Origin of the sequence: Vibrio sp. 947 (assembly GCF_033339115.1) — a bacterium.
GTDB classification, from domain to species: Bacteria; Pseudomonadota; Gammaproteobacteria; order Enterobacterales; family Vibrionaceae; genus Vibrio; species Vibrio alginolyticus.
In genome coordinates this window covers 16,419-31,273 of record NZ_JAWOTX010000007.1, presented here as the reverse complement: position 1 = coordinate 31,273, position 14,855 = coordinate 16,419, and the positions used below count along the sequence as shown (strand labels likewise).

Below are 14,855 nucleotides of genomic sequence, written 5' to 3'. Positions count from 1 at the left end.
TTGATATTAACGTGGATAGTCAATATTTAGCGCGGCAAAAAACGGTCTGATAGCGGCATTTCTTGTTGCTGATTCAGTACGTAAGTGATCGTATTTATCCAGTGAAATTTGTGTACCCATAGACCAAGCAGGCTGAACATAACGCGACGACTGGCTGAGTTTCTGGATGTTAATGTTAATTTCATTGAAAAAGATATTGTAAATATGGCAAACGACTTGATATAGACGAGACATTTCAAGGGCATGAGCCGAGTTCTTCTCTTTCAATTCACAAAGTGCAATTTCGACCATTAGATCTGTTTCAATCGTTGCAAGTAGCAGGAAGCCTTCTGTTTTGGAGAGGTCTAGGCTTTCAAAATCTAGCGATTGAATATTGATATACATGGGGATTCTCTTTTTTTGTTGATCTAATTGATTACTCTCAATTATACATAAATACGATAAAAGGTAAAGAATTAAAATGTTAAATTTCTATTGACTTATGGTGCTGCCAATATATAATAAACACATGAATTAAGAAAAGCCTGGAGGCAACATGCTTTATGATTTAATTGATGGGTTAACCAAAGTGGTTGATGTGATGATCACTAACCCTAAGCAGTTTACCTTCATTGCTGTAACGGGTCTGGTTTTAAATGTTGCTACAGCTTTTTGGATTAAGCAGCGTTACAAAAACAAGATTAGTAAATACGCAACGACGATTGTTGCCCTGTATGACACTGAAAAGGTCGCTATTGAGCTACTTAAGGAAAACGAAGTAGAGCAAGGCAATAAGAGTACGGTGCGCTCTCTAGCTTACGAGCAAGGCGGATACAGCACAAAAGTTTACCGTTCAGAAGTTCTGAAATACGCCAAAAAGGACAGCTAATTCAATTTGCCCTGACTCTTACACTAAAGGTAAGGGCAAAGAAAGAATTGAATATTCTGCCTGATAAGGCAGTTTGTTTTCTACTCATTATTCGATAACTGAAATCTTTGCATAATCGTCAAATGTTATGCATCTTAGTCTGGTTTTATTAGAGGTGTTTTCCTTTAACTTACGGGAATAATTATTTATTAGCTCGCAAATACTATCCCTGTCTTGATTGATGATTTTAACTTCTTTAAAAACCATAAAAATGCTGCCTTCCTCATCCATATCCCACTGTTCATTTCCTTGTGAGTTAAATGGAAATCCATTGTATAAAACGCGGTATAATCGTGAATCGTCAACACTTCTGAATAGCTCATATTTCGATGGATTATTACCATGTAAATCAACGTACTTATCTTTTGCTTCGACTATCCGATCAGCATAGGTGTGAAGCATTTCTACGCCTCCCTTCATATGACAATCAATCTTACCTTTGCAGCCTATATTTGATTCAAACATGCTCGCAAAAATGAATATTAGGTAAGGTGCAAACAGGCAGATTATCATTATCCTGAGATATCTACTGTTTACTTTTTTGTTGTTTTTCATTGCGTGAATCCTAAATTGATTTGTTATTAATTTATACAAAATATGATAACACATCGAGTTCAGCTTTATAGTGAAGGCTCAATAATCAAACATGGTAATTAATAATGAAATTTATGGATGCGTGGTACTTTTTAATGGAGCACAAGATTTTCAATGTAAAAGGCTCCACAACGTACAGTAAGGACTCTTTGACAGCAAAGCAGCTCGGGCTTGACTGGAAAGCAGGAACCCGCTTAGAAACGCGCAGGAGCCGTTTTGAGGATGCTTTATCTGTTGTCGTGTTGGGCGAGAGAGACGCGCCTGTTATTTGCCTTGAAGCTGGTGGACTTATCCAGGATGAAAGCGGTGAAATTGTTACAACGCACGATTACGATCTGGATGTGTCAGCGCCAAGTTTCGAACAAGCGGTAATTATGCTCGCGGAGAAGGTGAATGAGAAATACGGGGATGATGTGGAAAGCGCTATACTGAACCAAGAAAGGACACTGTAACCTCTTTCTTAGCTTCGTTTAAAGTAACGTCAAACCCTGAAACTTTACCATCAAGCAATAACTCAATTTGCCCAACTAAAAGAATAAGTCGGTCAGACGTAATAGAGTCAAGCTTGTAGTTTCGAACTTTGCTGAGTAACGCAGGGGTCACACCATCGATTGACGCAGCAACCGCACGTAAACTTAAAGATGAGCGCGATAGCTTAGTGTTGATAACTAAGGCTAGCTCATCTTTAAAATCGGATAAATGTTCAATAGTGTCCATGTGTCGTGAAGCTGATTGAGTTCAATCAGCCCTACCTCAGCTCTTGTAAAAACTGATTTAAGCCTTTTTCTAGGATTACATCAGCATAATCGGGTTCACTAGTCAGTTCATACCCCAAAGAGATAGCGTTCTTTTCCCATCGCTTCCACGCAATTTTGTTTGCAATACGCCTCGCTTTCTCTTGCTTGATGGCTTCTGGCAATGCGCATACAAGATCATACAGTCCGTCATGCTTGGGCTTAATCTCTTCAAACTCCCAAAGAACACCGCCTAAAGAACTCCCGCATCCCGCTAATGATGGTGATGATACGCGCATAGCCCCGATAAGGTTTACTACTCGGTCATCAGAAGAGAACGCGATCACCTCTTCGTCGTCTTCCAATCCCAGAAACCAAAATACAGATAAAGCCCAACCTGTTGGATCAACAAACTCTAACTGAGTGGATGATTCTGTCTTATTGTTCGGATTCATTGAGAGAGTGCTCAGATTCGATGAAATTTTTGCTTTCCAGCCAATGAAATAGACCCTTTAGAGTGTCGATCTCAAAATCGTGATCAAATGTCGTGACATAGGCAGACAGAAAGCGCTCTGAAACCTCAACGCCATCAACCAGGCGTGATTTGATGGTACAAATATCAATGATGGTAACACCATCTTTTGAAAGCGAGTCTACGCAATAAGCTGTGCTATTTACGTTTCTGATTGAGTGATGCCAACCGTTACTTTGTAGTTTAGCAATTAGGGCTACTGTGCTACCTGTCATCATGATATTTTCCTGCTTAAGCGTAGTTGGGATCGTTCAAGTCATTCGTTTTGGTGAGTTCGCTATCGTCACCAATATGAATAAAAACAATGCCGCTGTCACGGTCTGCTTTAATCATTTTATCAATGGTGATCCAGAATAGCTTTGAAGCTTGCAGGAGATTCCATACAGCAAGAGCAAGGTTTGTATCAGCAATCACGCCCCACTCACGGAACGACTTGTGAAAATCGTGTCCTGTATTGTCTGAGATAAAGTAGTCTTCTTGATTAGCTGTGTAATCCTGAATAGATTTTGAAACGACCTCACTGTGAAATAAGGCGTTAAGTGCATGGTCGCTCGCATCAGGCTTGCCGTAGCAGCCTTCAGTAACAGCTTTATCGAATTGCTTTAAAACATCTTGAGTGCGCATTTGCTTCTCTCCATTTGGTTATGTGTTAATTATACATAAAGAGAAGCAAAAGTAAATAATTTAATAATTAAAAAGTAATCAATTCTTGTTAGATTCTTCAGAGGTTTGATTAACATTGTAGGTTGAAAGTCTTTTATGCCCTAAGCTCTCACCGTTTTCACCTCTGACAGGCCAATCTCGAACTAGAGCTAAGTCATCAGTTACCATGTGGGAATCCCAGCTCTGCCCTTCCCATCTAACCACAGTTCCACCATTCACACCTTCTTCAAATCGGAGGATTTTACCAACGATTGGGTTTGTGCGATGGATGTTAATAACGCTTTCACCGATTAAGCTTTTCATGCTCTTATTCCTTTGGTTCGGGTTCGTGCTCTAATGTGGGATTGAATAAAAGCCCGTTCAGGAACGGGCTTTATGAATAAACTATTGAGTCATTATACGTGCTTTATCACTTGGTGTCTTTTACAACGCAGAGGTGAAGCTTTTCGTCGGAGTTCTTTAGCGCTTGCTTCATATCTTCGAATTCTAGCTCGTGAACGATTTTGCCATCTGAATCTAGCGCTAAACATTCATCATCGTAATCTAGCTCATCGTCAGCATTTTCAATGTCCACCCACTTCACAAGCATTAGATCGCCATCCCAACTTTTGATATTGCTATCATCATCACCTGCGCTATTAAATGTATCTTCTAACGCATCTTCGATGTGAGAGGTTTCAACCCATCCGTTACGAGAGATAATTGCCTCTTCAAAAGTGTAAGGGAAAACATTTGGCTCCAATTCCTCACCGTACTTAGTGAAGCTGTATGAGCGATTTTCGCCTCTATCGCCACCAGTGTAGCAGTGTAGATTCTTAATCACTTCATTCAATCCATCTTCAAGGTCTGTCTCATCTTCGCCCGTCACCTCTACAACTAGCGTGTAACCTCTCTTCTCTGTTACTGGTGTGGACTGAATGTGAATACCTGTAGCTTCACCATTGCAGTAAATTTGCCATTCAACCGCAGCGATACATTGTTCCGCTTCTGCTTCGAATGCTTCACGAGCAAACCAAGCACTATCATAAAAGCCGATCTCGCGCTCAACAATAAACGGATTACTGCGAGTACCAAAGTTAGCTTTAGCAACGTAGAAGTTTTTGTCAGCAAGACCTTTCAGTGTTTGATAGTCTTTGATAAAACCAGAGCAAGCGATATCCAGGGCATGAGAAGGTTTACAGCCTACTTTAAGGTGTTTGCGGATCATTGCGATAACGTTATTTACATTCAGCTTGATAACGTCAGCGGTGACAACTTGATGTGGAGTAGTGATATTTTTAGTCATGGTCATTTCCTATTTATTTGGCTTAATGTATGCGCCTATCGCGTTAGTCAGCATCAAGCCCTATAGGTTATGAGCATTGATAAAAACTGGTTTTGGGTTCTCTGCCTTTAGCAGAGAGAATCAGTCTGATTCGTAGCTTTACCGAGCTATTGAAGCGGATTCCGCCTCCCTAGCTTGCGATAGGGGAGAGTTCAACAAAGAGTTGACGCTACTTACTCATTCCCAGAGATGCAGCCCCTAGTGCTACACTTCTTATCGGGAATATTCTTAGTATACCTAAATCAGACTCAGAGTCAATTATTAATTCATGAAAAACGTAAAAAAGATTGAGAAGCAGAAAAGAAAGACCAGTCGTTTATTGAGAGCGAAGCTCTTTTATTTACTGCCCTCTTACGAGGACAGAGTTTTCGATTGTTTCTCGTTGTATTGATTTTTTATTTATCCTAGCGGTGATATAATAATTTAAATATAAAAAATGAATGACCAATAATGACGGGTTACAGGCATATTGTTTCAAAATCAAATAATGCACAGCAAAACGCTTTCCATTACGCGCTGGCAAAAGCCATCGGTACTATCTCATCGTCAAATGAATATCTTCGTAAGATGGGTGTATTGCACCGCAGTTTAGTTTCGGACTTAGAAGAGCTGAAAAGAGCAAGAAGCAAGGCTAAATCTTATGATGACCTTTATGTAATGGATGGTCAATCAATCGTAGATCAGCTAATGGAAGATAGAGAAAAACTGTTGGAAAGCTCGATTGAAAAGCTCGATGCGGAAAAAGAAAAGATTGAAAAATCTTTGGTTGAGTCTGACAAGGTCATTGAAAAAATCGAAGACAAACTTTACGAGATCGGCGCTCCTATTTTGGATTGCGTGACAACCGTTAAAACCTTTAATGGCGATCACAGAAGAGCATTTACTGATGATGATTCCTACTTGGATTTGCAGGCGATGGAAGATGCTTTGAACTCGATTTTACAAAATCATTTCCCTGAAGGGCATTATGCTATCGTACCCGTTCATGACTTTGGCGATAAAAAACCGAGCGTTCAGCATTCAAGAATTGATGAGATTTTCTCTATTGCTTTCAATAAGAAAGATTTAGATAAGTTTCAAGGATTCATGGAAGAGTTCACCGACACTTTGATGCGAGAAAGAAAGGCTGCTCTTGAGCGCAGTTTCTTTGATGAAAAAGTGAATTATCAGAGCTTCTTTTTATCAATTAATCATCCAGATGGACATGAGAAATTCACTGATAAATACGTTAAATCCCTTTCAAAATCTGAACTGAAAAAGGCGTTTGACACAGCGGCAGATGGGATGAAGCATGAGGTTGGCTTTACTATCGGAGACGGTACAAGCAACGTGATGAATGACTTTATTGAGCTTAGAAGTGTTGATAAAATCCTAGATCAGATGTGGAGAAAACCGTTTTCTCAAGTTCCTTGTGGATTTATGGTGAATGAGCTTAAAGATAAGTTCCGCGATATTCAATCAGGTCTATGGTTCCACAATAGTAAAGATAAAAAACTTGCTGAAAAAGAGCTTAGCGCCCTTTGCTTCTTGAAAGAAAATCCAGATTTAGCAGAAAAAGGTGATATGGTTTTTGAAGCGATGGTAAGCCAGGATAAGGCAGATAAGAAAGTTGAGCTTTCGTCAGATAACGCCCCTTCACTATAACTTATAGTTTTTTATGAAAAATCCCGAGATTAAAAGCTCGGGATTTTAATTTGATTGTGTTCTTTATTAAGGCTACTTAAAGTACATGGACTCAAAGCCTTTTTTAAAGACTTCATGCTCGCACGAGCCTTTCTGATAAGGGTTAAGCTTTTCAGCTTCGACTGTGTAGTCCTCAAGGCTTTTAACCTTTTCTGGATCGTAACCTGGTAAGCCAGGTACGCCTACATAACTATCGTACAGCGGTTGAGCTGCTTTAATCCCTGCGTGAAAAATGTCGATGACCTTATGGCTTCCAACTTCATCAGACCATGCGTTAAAGGTAATGCTAGGGTCGTCCACCAGCTCAACCTTAATCATTGGTAATGTGATTGGGTCACAACCGCCCTTTTCTTTGCAGGTGTTGTGGTCGAGATAGACTTCAACGACACGAACATCTTTGCCCGAGTGAATGTCGTATTCGCTTTCCCCCATAGATTCGGTAAAAGTAACCACTTTACCTTTGATATCCAGTTCTGGCGATAATTCAATCATGGTGATTCCCCTTGACGGTATGTTTGATTTAAGCGTGAAACCATTCGTGGTTTAGCGTGATGGCGCGATCATCAGGAAACGAACCTACCATACCAACTTGACGATGACTTTTAGCAAAGTCAGTCTCATTGCCTAAGCTGTTGTACAGCGCCTTTGCCATGTTCAGAGTTTTAGATAAGTTATTCTGCTTGTTCACTAACTGTTCAAAAACTCAAATCGGATAGTTTCAAGACCGATTTCATTCATTGCTTTGGCAATAGTAGAAACCTCGTTGAAATGTTGATTCAGGAACACGGTAAGCTCATGTGTGTTGCGATGATGTGCGTTAGCGCCACTATGGAACAAAACCTTGTTAAGACAGTCTGAGCGCGTGTAAGCAGGTACGCCGTTTTTCTTTTTTACGCTTGCGATGAACATAGAACCAGAAGCATGAGTGTGTAATTGGTGGAAGTTGTAAGTTTGACCATCAACACGGATCACCATCAGGTTTTTGTTCCATTTAAGCGTTCGGGTCAGATAGGTGTAGATGTAAGCGCCCAAATTTTCAATTTTGTTTTTTGCTGTTAGCGTTGTGAATGTGAAGCCATTCCCTTTCGCGTCGAAAATTCGACCTGAGCAGCGAACTTCAATTACATTGTCTTCAATACGGGTCACGAGTAGAGAGTGTACTCGCTGCTTAAAAATTAGCTCAGCAACTACGCGTTCTTTATAACTAATCATAGCTTTACCTTAATTTTATTTATGACTCCATTATACACATATCTGATTTTGGGTAAAGATTTAATTCTTAAAATTATTGACTAAACTCATCTCTAATATATAATCATAAGCAACTAATAATTAAAGAGATATGACCGATGAATCGAGGCGATTTGGTTATGGTGCGTAATGGTGAGTCAGAGGGATGGCGCTTTGCTCATTTCGCTCACTTCTGCAAGGAAGAACAAGTTATTCATGTTATTGCAAATGGCGCAACTCAATGGACGGAGCGACTAGGTGGTGATGATTGTCAACGTCACTTGCTTGATGATGAGCAATTTGATTGGGTCGATGGTTATAAGGCATTTCCTACGGAAAAGTATCTGGAGTGGAAGTTGCCTTGCTATGAAACGACTAATCGCGTCCTTCTACAAGGCAACCATACCCCAAACACACCCGCGACAATGCGTGACATTGCAGTTGAAAAACTTCGTTACGGGCAGTTAATTCAAGTTCGCTATGAAGATGGGGAGGATTGGAAATACGCCTATCTTGACCGCTTCTGGGATGATGGTCGCGTACAGGTATTGGCATTGGATAGATCCCCGTTTACCGCTATCGATGGGAGCGGACGACAATTCCATGAGGTGAATGATAATACTGAGCCGTTCATGCCTTTTTTCTGCACGTATAATTTCTGGCGATTACCCAATGAAATCACTGATTCTGGCGATTTAAGGGATACGATTGAATACAAAAAGCATTGGGGGCTACCCTTAGAAATTGAGGAAAAATCTTAACTCTGAATGTTCGAATAAGCCCAGTTAATTACTGGGTTTTTTATAATGTTCACGGAATAAAAAAAGGAGATAGGTTAAACCTATCTCCTTTCTGCTAGATTCGCTATGTTACGCGGCTTCTTCGATGTTTAGTGTCGGCCAGATTTCATTAAGAAATGTAAATGTTTCTGTAACGATATCTTTCAGTGCTGTTTTGCTTTCGTATGGTGATGAATACACCGCACCATCGACAACAAACGGGGTAAAGATAACCAAGCATAAACTGTTTTCAAAGTTATCAGCATGGTAGGTAAAGAAGAATTCAGACTTATCGTACTTCTTCACGTATTCGCACTTCTCAGAATTGAAAGCTTTGCAAAGCTCTTCGTACAGGCGCTTGATTTCAGCATCAGTAGCGCACTCATTACGCGCCATTCCTGCTTGAGACTCTGGTTGTAGGTACGCAAGCTCAAATTCCATAAGAAGACCAAATTTGCCGCTATGGAAGCCTAAGAAGTCCACTTCTTGATTTGAGATAATTAATTTGCGGGGGTCGCCATCAACTAGCTCATCAGGATACTCGAACCCATAAGCGTCTGAGATAGCATTAATAGTAGCTTTTTGCTCTTCGCTAACAAGCGCATTCGGGCAGAAATCGATCTCTCGATCAGTCGCAAACGTTGGAGCTAAGTTGATGTCTGTGATTAGAGGTAGTGTCATTGTCATGGTGTCAGTTCCTTACTGATTGTTAAACCTGCCCCTCCTGCTTGGAGAGGGCAATTTATTTATAGAAGACGTGCGTTTAGCTTGAAACCGCGAGGGCGAGCCAGATAGTAGGTCTCGATGTAATGACAGCATCCACGCATCAGGTGAACTTCTACTTGAACACCTTTATCGCCTTTAGCTTCAGCGTGAGGATTCTCTTTAGAAACTGGTGTCGGTTCTGATAGGAATGTCACTGTTACATCTTGACCACAAGCGGTAGCTTTCGCATGGCGTACTACGCGAAACGCTTGAGTTTTACAACGGCTTAAAATGAACTCGCCAACTTTAGGCTTTTTGGTGAACACATTAATGCTCGAATCTGTCATAGCGAGCTGAGTACCGTCAAACTCGTAAGCCAGTAGTAGGCTGTGACGGTTGTAATCTGTAAGACCTTGAGCGTAAACTTGCATGGCGATGTTCCTTTCTTTATTTGATGTCTTGATTATACATTTATAGGCGCTAGAGTCAACATTTAATTATTAAATTTATTTGAATTCTCCGTGGAATTTTAGGTATTTACTTTTGACTCAATTTGTGTATAATATAATAATTAAATAACAAGGAATTTCACCATGAAAGAGCAATCAATCAAAACATTTACTCGCCTAACTAAAGATTTTGAGGAACGTCAAAATCACCCAACGCGAAAAGTGGTTCATGCTATTTGTGATAGTCGCGATGGAAAGATTCTAGAGTGCTTTTATGAGAGTGAGCATCAGGAGTTTTTCCCGAAATTCCTAGAGCTTTTAAAAACCAATGGTTCTATTGAATTGCTTGGCGCATGGCTACGACTTCCTAAGGCAAATTCCACAGCTAAAGAAACGTGGGAGTTTAACGAAAACTACCTTTTTGAGCATCATGGGAATTTACTGACTTGGCACGATGAGTATCAAAACTGGATGATTTAATGATATAAAAAGCCCGTTTAAAAACGGGCTTTATTACATTCTTCTGAATTTCATAGAGCAAGATTAACCAAGAGTTAACGAATCGTCATTATCGATACGCTTGTCTTTATGGACGGTTGGAACGTCAATACCGAAATGCTTGTTCAGATAATCAAGTCGAGCTTGATTTAGGTAGAACTTATTAAAGCCCCCTTTCTCTGCTTCCTTGATGATCGCGTCATTCTTAAGGGTAAAGCCTACCGCAATCCAAAGGTTTCTGGCATGTTGTTCGATGTTAGACAACTGGCTTTCATTTGGCGGGATACAAGAGCGCAAATAAAAGTTAGGGTGTAAAGCGTGAAATTTCTTGTAAGCTGTTTTTACAAGGCAATCACCTACTAACTCAGCATTCTCTTTAAATAAAGCTAGTTCGTCAGGGTTCACTACTCCCGCAGTCTTAACGTTGATTTGACTCGCAGCGTAGGCAAACGAAATTGAGCTTACAATACTTTCAATCGCTCTTTTTGGGTATCCGCAACCAAACTTTTCCATGTGCTCAATAACAGCCTGAGAAGGCTTTACCATGTAGCGTAGGTTTAGCTTTAGTGAGTGAGGGGGTGTTTTGTAGGTTTCATCCGTTAGCGGAATATAGCCCTGCTCTTCAAGGTTTGCTCCACCAGCGGTAAGCTTAATGTCATCAAAAACATCAGAAACTGAGATCGGTTCTAGCTTACTTGTTCGGGAATGTTCTTCTAAGGCAAACATATTTTATAGATTCCTCAATTGAATATTCAGTAGGAAATCCAACTGAATTTTTATTTATTTTAGCACACTATTTGAAATAAAATAATTCGATTTTATCGTGCAGTTTTGGGGGGTTCCCCTAGCCTAGTGACTAAGGGAAACGTGTATTTTATAAACCTAAATTTTTGAGCGCTTGCTCTTTGTTGTTAGTAAGTTCTTTGTGATAGCGATAGTTATCAAATACACGGTTTTCATTGACCCATAGTGTGTATTCATCAGGATTTTGCTCTTTAATGCCTGCAATAACAGCGATATGAAATTCTGAGCCTGTCATTGCTTGACGGATCACAAAGTCCCAAGCTTCATTGTCGTCTTTTAAAAGCTTAGCTTCATCATTTCGACAAAGACTGATACCAGATTCGCACTCAAACAAGCCCCAACCCTCTTGATCGGCTAATTGAGCAAAGACCTCAGGCATCGGGTAATTAATCATGTCAGGGAACGTCAACGGCTCCTTAGAGAATGAGGCAAAATCAACGCCATAGTCTGCACAAAGAGAGCGCATACCTTTCATAAGCTCGGTGATTTGCTCTTCCATGCTCATGCTTGCCGTGTCAACACCAGCGTAGCTTGAGTGTGCAAGTACAGCGCGAAAAGCAAGATCAGAACGCTGTTGCTCGGTTAGCTCTTCTGTCTTATCTTCTTCTGGCGAGTACACCCAAAGAACCTCACCGTCTTCGTTACGGTTAATGCCTACACCGTGATCAATATGGAAGCGATCACCAACTTCAGTGCCTACAGGTTGGAAATTAAAACCTACACGTAATTCACCATCAAGGTCTTTGTATGCAAATACAGCAGGTGTCATACCGCTAATCTGGTCGTGCTCACGAGCCTCTGCGATCTTTGCTTCCAGTGTGTTTTTGTCAACCAGTGACAGTAAAGAAGTTTGGTTATTCATGGCGGTGTTCCTTTATTTGGTTAATGTGATTATTATACACAAATAAGGTGCGCAGTCAATAATTTAATAATAAAAAAAAGACCCAATACAAGAGTGGGTCAAATGCCAATTGTCTAATGAGTACTTTAGTACTCTGTATCTTATTCGAGAGTAGTTTATACGCTGTGAGTTTCCATTGCTGAGCTATTATTGTGACTGAGTACGATATTAATCGTGTAAACTTCTCGCAGCTTTACAGGCGTTCGTAGTAAGCAAGAGAGAAATACAAAATAGTAGAGGTTGATAAATAGATTTTTCTTACCTTTTATCTCTACCCTTAGAACTCGGGGTTCTTCTTTAAAAGCCTTGGCGATTTTTGATTGACTGCTTGCTCTCAACATTGGCGATTTAATGGTAATGATTGATGTATCGCTATCGATCTTATCTAGGCTGTCAAAAAGAATGTCGTGATACAGCTTTTTGAATTCTGAATGTTTGGAAAAACCTTTTCTAGCAAGCTTGGCATTCACGCTAGGCGTAAAATGTACGGTAGCCGTTTTGCATGATTGTTTCTTTGAGTAATGAACACAGTATGTGCCGAAATACTCAATATTGTTGTAACGGCGAATGATAATGGCTGTAGTTGCAGTCACGCAAAGGGCAAGCAAGAAAGCGGCTTCTAAGTAGCTGTAATGCGATGGAGAATAGGCGTTAATGATAAGGGCTAGATTCATCGGAAAGCTTGCCGTGAAACCTAATGCGAGGCGATACAGTGGTTTTCTATCGACAAACAACTGTCGTTCGAACTTACTTTGAAAGTATTCCTGAAGTGTTAGGCTAAACATGAGTGAAGGAACAATCACTAGAACAAAGGTTTTAATCAGTTCAAACATAGCTTTCCTTAAATCGTCTTGAGCCTGAAGATGAAAAGGCAGTATAAGGATCAAATACACAAGGGGCAACATGCGCCCCCTGTCTGGTATTTATTCGTCGAAATTCTCTGGGAAATTCAATTTCAAATCCAACTCAAGCTCTTCGTCAAAGCCCTTTTTCCACTCTTTTAGTGGTTCAATTGCGGTGCCAACTTCGCCAGTTGTGTTTTTCGCTAGCCAGTTAATAATAGACTTGTCTTGAGCAGGAATTGAAATGCCAGCGCGGTAAGCCTTTTTACCAATTTCATACGGTGATGCAACTGCTTCCATGATGGTGTTCCTAAATTAAATTCATAATTAACTTTATGCGCTCAATTATACACTTATAAGGTTGCGGGTCAATATAAATTTAATTGTTTAATTAAAAAGATTACTCATCAACAAAAACATCCACTCCCATTACGTCATACTCAGGATGGGTTACGCAAAACTCACCCTCTAAATCTTGGGCGTTGTAAGGCTTATTCATTTCAACTTGATAGATGGCGCAAGGGTTTCCCTCTTCGCTGTCCAAGCGTGAAAATGAGGCGCTTTTAAGGTCGTTATGTGAGACACGATACTGACTTGGGTCGATTTTTGATTCTGGCAAGAAAATGGTTAGATTAAAGGTGTTTTTCATGGTGTTAAGCTCCTAAAAAGAGGAGCACTCAGCCTATTATGACTGAGTGCCTTAAAATTATGCTGCTTGTGGTTCAAGCTGTTTATTTGCTGCTTCTCTGATATTCAGTAGTCCAATGCAGCGACCTAGCTCAAAAGTGATGGATTTTGCTGTCATACCATCCAAGCCATTGCCAAGGAATTTATGAGCAGTCGTCTCAGGCCAACCATCAACAAAACTTTCTGGTAAGCTCTTTAATCGGCAGTGTTCTTCCTTGTTGATTAGTCGGAACAGGTCTTTCTCTGGATGCTTGATTAGTGGATCAGAACTGCCTGACTTAGTGTACTGAGCGCGGATAGTGCCGATATAGGTAGACTCTTCGTTAAAGATTTGCATACGGAAGCCCTTACCCGCTTCACGGTCACGCTTCTCTTTTTCGATCAGTCCCTGTTTTGATTTCCAGCAATCATCATCAAGAGGTACATCATCCAAGATTTCACCAAGCACACCTTTGCGCTCAAAGATAGGGCAAACATGGTCAAGGTCGAAGCCTGAATCAAGTCCCGCAGACTCGGCAACAAGGAACATACGCTCGCGAGTTTCCAGTGAAAAGCCTTCTGAATGCGAGTTGATTACGCGCAAATGAATCTTGTATTCCCACGACTCAAGTAGTGCTCTCAGTAGGTGGAAGCTTACCTCATTTTGGAACGATGGCACGTTTTCTACAATCACATATGCAGGGTTTGTGCGCTCAATAATCTGGCTGTAGTAGTAGATTAGATGAGCCGTTTTTGAGGTTTCAAATTTGTTGCCTTTTTTTGCTTTTCCCGCTTTTGAAGCGTCTGTGCATGGAGGCGTTAATTTAAGCAGGTTTAGCTTAGGTAGAGCGCCATTTCCAACGTTCAAAAGGGAGATATCTGACTCAATCAAAACTGAGCGGCTATCAAAAACATGATGCACATTTGTAGCTAAGTTTTCGATGCAATCAGGGTCGTTATCAATCGCAAATCGAACAACTGTACTCAAGCCAGATAATTCAAAACCTTCGTGTCCAGCGTGATCGAATGTGCCACCACCAGCAAAAATTGAACCCATATCAAGCGTAATGTTGTTCGCTACGTTGTACTTAATGCTTTCTTCACGCTCTTTTCTGCGGCTAGCCACAGTGTTCTTATTAGCGCGAATACGGATGCCGTTTTCTTTTACCACAATGCGCAAAACTTCGTCTTCGCTCATTTTGGTTAGTAATTCTGAGTTACTCTCATTGATTTCAATCAATGGAACATAGTCGCCACGAGCTTTACGCTTAGAAACTGTGCGTGTCGCTTCTTCGCTGTTCGGGTCAACAAAATCAATAACGATTTCTTCGTCATTGTCGGTAATTTTCAGACCCATACCGATAGGCGCGTATTTAGCAAAGCGCTTGCCTTCCAACCATACACGCTTTTGAACTTCGCTGCTGTTGCGCTTAGTGTGTAAGTTGATACCTTTATTAATCAGTAACATGGCGGTGTCTCTCTTTATTAGTTTATGGTTAAATTATACATTTCTCAGGATAAAAGTCAAAGGAAATTTAATTATT

24 protein-coding genes are annotated in these 14,855 nt (G+C 40.5%); 5 read left to right on the top strand and 19 right to left on the bottom strand.

Features of this window, described 5'->3' with window-relative positions:
• Nucleotides 1-6: 6 nt before the first annotated feature.
• A complete protein-coding gene (locus tag R7Q39_RS10620) occupies nt 7-384 on the bottom strand; it encodes a hypothetical protein (RefSeq protein ID WP_045592420.1) in 378 nt (125 codons plus the stop codon).
• Nucleotides 385-535: 151 nt separating this feature from the next.
• Between R7Q39_RS10620 and R7Q39_RS10615 the strand changes: the two genes are divergently transcribed.
• Nucleotides 536-868 carry a hypothetical protein gene (locus tag R7Q39_RS10615; RefSeq protein ID WP_053314495.1) on the top strand — a complete coding sequence of 111 codons (333 nt, stop codon included), beginning with the start codon at nt 536-538 and terminating at the stop codon, nt 866-868.
• 87 nt (nt 869-955) lie between these two features.
• On the opposite strand, the gene R7Q39_RS10610 is transcribed toward R7Q39_RS10615, so the two are convergent.
• Complete coding sequence (locus R7Q39_RS10610; RefSeq protein WP_318076086.1) at nt 956-1,462, bottom strand: hypothetical protein; 507 nt, start codon at nt 1,460-1,462, stop codon at nt 956-958.
• 104 nt (nt 1,463-1,566) lie between these two features.
• Here R7Q39_RS10610 and R7Q39_RS10605 point away from each other — a divergent pair, with 104 nt between their 5' ends.
• On the top strand, nt 1,567-1,953 hold the full coding sequence (locus tag R7Q39_RS10605) for a hypothetical protein (protein ID WP_318076085.1): 387 nt from the start codon (nt 1,567-1,569) through the stop codon (nt 1,951-1,953).
• Here R7Q39_RS10605 and R7Q39_RS10600 read toward each other — a convergent pair.
• The 6 genes from R7Q39_RS10600 to R7Q39_RS10575 all read right to left on the bottom strand — a co-directional run bounded on the left by R7Q39_RS10600 (nt 1,925) and on the right by R7Q39_RS10575 (nt 4,715).
• Nucleotides 1,925-2,218 (bottom strand): hypothetical protein, encoded by a 294-nt coding sequence (locus tag R7Q39_RS10600; RefSeq protein ID WP_045592416.1) that lies wholly within the window; start codon nt 2,216-2,218, stop codon nt 1,925-1,927. The two genes, R7Q39_RS10605 and R7Q39_RS10600, sit on opposite strands and share 29 nt — an antisense overlap.
• 31 nt (nt 2,219-2,249) lie before the next feature.
• The gene (locus tag R7Q39_RS10595) at nt 2,250-2,690 is read right to left on the bottom strand and encodes a hypothetical protein (protein WP_318076084.1); all 441 of its coding nucleotides are present in this window, start codon (nt 2,688-2,690) and stop codon (nt 2,250-2,252) included.
• Nucleotides 2,674-2,985, bottom strand: a complete 312-nt coding sequence (locus tag R7Q39_RS10590) for a hypothetical protein (protein WP_318076083.1) — start codon at nt 2,983-2,985, stop codon at nt 2,674-2,676. The genes R7Q39_RS10595 and R7Q39_RS10590 overlap by 17 nt, the downstream gene beginning before the upstream one ends.
• A 13-nt stretch (nt 2,986-2,998) precedes the next feature.
• Complete coding sequence (locus R7Q39_RS10585; RefSeq protein ID WP_318076082.1) at nt 2,999-3,391, bottom strand: hypothetical protein; 393 nt, start codon at nt 3,389-3,391, stop codon at nt 2,999-3,001.
• A gap of 78 nt (nt 3,392-3,469) precedes the next feature.
• Nucleotides 3,470-3,733 carry a hypothetical protein gene (locus R7Q39_RS10580; RefSeq protein ID WP_053313942.1) on the bottom strand — a complete coding sequence of 88 codons (264 nt, stop codon included), beginning with the start codon at nt 3,731-3,733 and terminating at the stop codon, nt 3,470-3,472.
• Between the two features lie 106 nt (nt 3,734-3,839).
• Nucleotides 3,840-4,715: a hypothetical protein gene (locus R7Q39_RS10575; protein WP_318076081.1), complete on the bottom strand. Its 876-nt coding sequence runs from the start codon at nt 4,713-4,715 to the stop codon at nt 3,840-3,842.
• Between the two features lie 489 nt (nt 4,716-5,204).
• Between R7Q39_RS10575 and R7Q39_RS10570 the strand changes: the two genes are divergently transcribed.
• Nucleotides 5,205-6,398: a hypothetical protein gene (locus tag R7Q39_RS10570; protein ID WP_318076080.1), complete on the top strand. Its 1,194-nt coding sequence runs from the start codon at nt 5,205-5,207 to the stop codon at nt 6,396-6,398.
• A 72-nt stretch (nt 6,399-6,470) separates the two neighbouring features.
• Here the strand turns inward: R7Q39_RS10570 and R7Q39_RS10565 are convergent, their stop codons facing one another.
• From R7Q39_RS10565 to R7Q39_RS10555, 3 genes are read right to left on the bottom strand one after another with little or no spacing between them, the layout of a single operon-like run.
• Nucleotides 6,471-6,929 carry a hypothetical protein gene (locus tag R7Q39_RS10565; RefSeq protein WP_020330680.1) on the bottom strand — a complete coding sequence of 153 codons (459 nt, stop codon included), beginning with the start codon at nt 6,927-6,929 and terminating at the stop codon, nt 6,471-6,473.
• 28 nt (nt 6,930-6,957) lie between these two features.
• Entirely contained in the window at nt 6,958-7,125 is a 168-nt protein-coding gene (locus R7Q39_RS10560; RefSeq protein WP_318076079.1) for a hypothetical protein, read from the bottom strand.
• A complete protein-coding gene (locus R7Q39_RS10555; protein WP_318076078.1) occupies nt 7,125-7,649 on the bottom strand; it encodes a hypothetical protein in 525 nt (174 codons plus the stop codon). Before R7Q39_RS10555 ends, R7Q39_RS10560 begins: the two co-directional genes overlap by 1 nt.
• 137 nt (nt 7,650-7,786) lie before the next feature.
• On the opposite strand from R7Q39_RS10555, the gene R7Q39_RS10550 reads away from it, so the two are divergent.
• Nucleotides 7,787-8,428: a hypothetical protein gene (locus tag R7Q39_RS10550; RefSeq protein WP_318076077.1), complete on the top strand. Its 642-nt coding sequence runs from the start codon at nt 7,787-7,789 to the stop codon at nt 8,426-8,428.
• A 108-nt stretch (nt 8,429-8,536) separates the two neighbouring features.
• On the opposite strand, the gene R7Q39_RS10545 is transcribed toward R7Q39_RS10550, so the two are convergent.
• Nucleotides 8,537-9,133 (bottom strand): hypothetical protein, encoded by a 597-nt coding sequence (locus tag R7Q39_RS10545; protein WP_318076076.1) that lies wholly within the window; start codon nt 9,131-9,133, stop codon nt 8,537-8,539.
• Nucleotides 9,134-9,192: 59 nt separating this feature from the next.
• The gene (locus R7Q39_RS10540) at nt 9,193-9,582 is read right to left on the bottom strand and encodes a hypothetical protein (protein WP_085762268.1); all 390 of its coding nucleotides are present in this window, start codon (nt 9,580-9,582) and stop codon (nt 9,193-9,195) included.
• Between the two features lie 162 nt (nt 9,583-9,744).
• On the opposite strand from R7Q39_RS10540, the gene R7Q39_RS10535 reads away from it, so the two are divergent.
• Nucleotides 9,745-10,080, top strand: a complete 336-nt coding sequence (locus R7Q39_RS10535; RefSeq protein WP_318076075.1) for a hypothetical protein — start codon at nt 9,745-9,747, stop codon at nt 10,078-10,080.
• A 63-nt stretch (nt 10,081-10,143) separates the two neighbouring features.
• On the opposite strand, the gene R7Q39_RS10530 is transcribed toward R7Q39_RS10535, so the two are convergent.
• The 6 genes from R7Q39_RS10530 to R7Q39_RS10505 all read right to left on the bottom strand — a co-directional run bounded on the left by R7Q39_RS10530 (nt 10,144) and on the right by R7Q39_RS10505 (nt 14,779).
• Nucleotides 10,144-10,824 (bottom strand): hypothetical protein, encoded by a 681-nt coding sequence (locus tag R7Q39_RS10530; protein WP_020330687.1) that lies wholly within the window; start codon nt 10,822-10,824, stop codon nt 10,144-10,146.
• A 148-nt stretch (nt 10,825-10,972) separates the two neighbouring features.
• Nucleotides 10,973-11,764, bottom strand: coding sequence for a hypothetical protein (locus tag R7Q39_RS10525; protein ID WP_318076074.1), 792 nt, complete (start codon nt 11,762-11,764; stop codon nt 10,973-10,975).
• A 155-nt stretch (nt 11,765-11,919) separates the two neighbouring features.
• Nucleotides 11,920-12,636, bottom strand: a complete 717-nt coding sequence (locus R7Q39_RS10520) for a hypothetical protein (RefSeq protein WP_318076073.1) — start codon at nt 12,634-12,636, stop codon at nt 11,920-11,922.
• Between the two features lie 90 nt (nt 12,637-12,726).
• The gene (locus tag R7Q39_RS10515; protein WP_318076072.1) at nt 12,727-12,945 is read right to left on the bottom strand and encodes a hypothetical protein; all 219 of its coding nucleotides are present in this window, start codon (nt 12,943-12,945) and stop codon (nt 12,727-12,729) included.
• A gap of 100 nt (nt 12,946-13,045) precedes the next feature.
• Nucleotides 13,046-13,294: a hypothetical protein gene (locus R7Q39_RS10510; protein WP_085762264.1), complete on the bottom strand. Its 249-nt coding sequence runs from the start codon at nt 13,292-13,294 to the stop codon at nt 13,046-13,048.
• Nucleotides 13,295-13,351: 57 nt separating this feature from the next.
• A complete protein-coding gene (locus R7Q39_RS10505) occupies nt 13,352-14,779 on the bottom strand; it encodes a DNA cytosine methyltransferase (RefSeq protein ID WP_318076071.1) in 1,428 nt (475 codons plus the stop codon).
• Nucleotides 14,780-14,855: the final 76 nt, after the last annotated feature.